The 2906-nt window shown below is 44.9% G+C and carries 3 protein-coding genes; all 3 read right to left on the reverse strand.

The window, feature by feature from the left end; genetic code table 11:
- On the reverse strand, positions 1 to 2048 hold a 2048-nt coding region (locus tag AC29Z1_RS15960), incomplete at its 3' end, for a stage V sporulation protein D (RefSeq protein ID WP_488272444.1).
- A gap of 25 nt (positions 2049 to 2073) precedes the next feature.
- The gene (gene ftsL, locus AC29Z1_RS15965) at positions 2074 to 2526 is read right to left on the reverse strand and encodes a cell division protein FtsL (protein ID WP_488272445.1); all 453 of its coding nucleotides are present in this window, start codon (positions 2524 to 2526) and stop codon (positions 2074 to 2076) included.
- Between the two features lie 35 nt (positions 2527 to 2561).
- Positions 2562 to 2906: 16S rRNA (cytosine(1402)-N(4))-methyltransferase (gene mraW / locus AC29Z1_RS15970; protein WP_488272446.1), on the reverse strand; the 345-nt coding region annotated here is incomplete at its 5' end.

The following is a 2906-nucleotide window of genomic DNA, read 5'->3' on the forward strand; positions in this document are numbered from 1 at the left end:
GGTAGCGGATTCTGCTGAATCACTTTACCATCTTGATCGTTAGTTCCAACCAGATTTACAACCAATCCCAGTTCTGCCAACATAGTTGCGGCCTCCCACTGAGTCCGCCCAGTTAAATCCGGTACCGTAATCTCACCTGCCAAATACCTTGGCGTGGTTGTATACAATAGCACTGTGCCCCCAGCAGGTATGCGGCTGCCTGGTTTAGGAATCTGGTCTGCGATTCTATCGCCGCCTTCTTCTATTCTAGGAGTCAAACCGACTTTTTTTAGTTCGTTCACAGCGTCAGGGATACTTACATTAATCAAACTCGGAACCACTACGTGGGCTTCAGCCTTTTCGGATGTAGCTAACGGGGTTAGCTGCGGATTAATTTTGAGATATTGCAATACATCTTTCATGACAGCACCAAATACTGGCGCAGCAATTTGTCCGCCATAGTATAGCCCAACAGGTTCATCAATAATCACCAACATGGCTATCTGCGGGTTATCGGCTGGCGCAAACCCGACAAATGAGGCTACATATTTACCTGGTGCATATCCGCCGGCCCCCACCTTTTGCGCGGTACCGGTTTTTCCGGCAATTTTAAATCCTTCAATATATGCATTTTTCCCGGTGCCCTGTGACACTACCGACTCCAATATTTCATTAACGTGTTTCGTTACAGAAGGGTCAAGCACTTGACGAACAACATCGGGCTTAAATTCTCTGATGACTTGCCCCGATTTGTCCCTCACTTCTCTCACGATCTGTGGCCTTAACAACTTCCCGTTATTAGCTACTGCCGCTACCGCTGTAACCAGTTGAACGGGAGTAACCGCAATACTCTGCCCAATCGACATGGTTGCAATATTAATGGGAGTTGCTTTGGTACTATCAATAAGAATCCCCTTTGCTTCTCCCGGCAAATCAATATTGGTGGGACGACCAAAGCCAAAGGCATCAATATACCGGTAAAAGGATTCACGTCCTAACCGCAAGCCTACAGTAACAAATCCGACATTGCAAGAGTTTTGTACCACTTCGGTAAAACTTTGGCTGCCATGTCCGCCATGTTTCCAACAGTGGATATAACGCCCTTGCACCTCGACTTCACCAGGATCAAAGAACCGCTCTTCCAGTTTTACAATATGTTCTGACATAGCGGCAGAGGTAGTAATAATTTTAAAGGTCGATCCAGGCTCATAGGCGTTTGAAACGGCAATATTACGCCAAAGTTTGGGGGAAAACTCACTAAATCTGTTCGGATTATAATCCGGCCTGTTTGCGAGTGCTAAAATACTGCCGTCACGGGGATCAATGGCAATAATGGTCGCTGCTTTAGCCTGAGTCTCCTTCATTACCCGATCAAGTTCACGCTCAACAATCTGCTGAATCACCAAATCAATGGTAAGATAAATGTCATTCCCTTCAACAGGCGCCACATACCGGTGAGAAGCATGCGGTATCTCTCTGCCTCTGGCATCATATTCGATAACAATACTGCCAGGACGCCCCTTTAGGTAGCTATCGAAAGTCAGTTCTACCCCATCTAGTCCCTGGCTGTCAATCCCATTAAACCCCAAAACATGTGATGCTAAATTATCATGAGGATAATGGCGCTGTCCTTCCTGGGTCAGACCAATTCCTGGGATATTTAGCATTTGTATCTTACGTGCGGTCTCAGCATCAATTTTCCGTTTAATCCAAGTAAATGCCTGTCGTCTCTTGAGTTTATTCTTTAGATTATTTTCATCCAACGCCAAAATAGCAGCCAGGCTGGCTGCTGTTTCTTCAGGATTGCGTATTTCGGCAGGTATTGCGTATACAGATTCGGTACTGACACTTACCGCAAGTTCACGACCATGCCTGTCATAAATAGTTCCTCGTTTGGCCTCAACAGGAATTTCACGTATGCGTTGATCAATAGCATTTTCCGAAAGCCAGGCACTTTTATAAAACTGGAGATAAAGTAAGCGACCAATCAACCCCATCATGATTACCGATATGACAAGAAAAAGGAAGGCTACCCTCTTTCTGATGGTAACATGCGAAACAGACGCCACTCATAAATCTCCCCCATCGTTTAAATTACCGCCCTTTACTCGCCTCCGCCTTGTGAACTTTGATTGCACTCAACAGCTTCTCAGCAACGCTCTCGTCTGGTTTAGATACTGTTATGGACTGATCTGCTGTAGTCGTCGCTGCTGCAAAATATGCATTCTTAGGTATAACCATGCCTAACTCTTTGATCGCAATTTCTTCAATACGCTGCGGTGATTTAAGTTTGGCAATTTCCAGACGCAAGAGTTCATTTTCTTTTTCTATTTGAGCGACTTGACTTTTTACTTTCACTAAATCATAGCCTGCTTGAACAATGGCAGCACGCTGCAGCGTTGTAACCCCAGCAATTAACATAGCTAAAGAAACTAATATCAGGCACTTGACACGCAATTGTTTATCCGCTTTTTGCACAATCTTAGGCGCAGGTGAGGCGACTTTCGGTTCATAACCATATACTTCTTGCTTTTTCTGTACTAACATCTTTATTGTTCCTCCCCTTTATTTAGAACAATTTGTCAGGGTAACTTTTCTGCTAACCGCAGCTTTGCACTGCGGGCCCGTGGATTGCGTTCAAGTTCATCAGCCGATGGTACTATCGGCTTACCCTTCAACTTAACTTTTGCTTTCGTATTGCAGACACAAATCGGTATTTTGGGCGGACAAACACAGCTTTTGGCCAAATCTTGAAGCGTCTGTTTGGCAATTCGGTCTTCTAATGAATGAAAAGTAATTATCCCAATACGTCCTCCGGGTTTTAGTCTGTCTACGGCGGTAATGAAGGTATCCCGCAAAATACCAAGTTCGTTATTTACTTCGATTCTAATGGCCTGAAAGGTTCGTTTGGCTGGATGAGGACCATC

This window comes from Sporomusa sp., assembly GCF_057736855.1.

Coding starts and splice junctions, on each gene's coding strand:
- ftsL (WP_488272445.1), bottom strand. CDS start 2,526: ATGTTAGTACAGAAAAAGCAAGAAGTATATGGTTATGAACCGAAAGTC.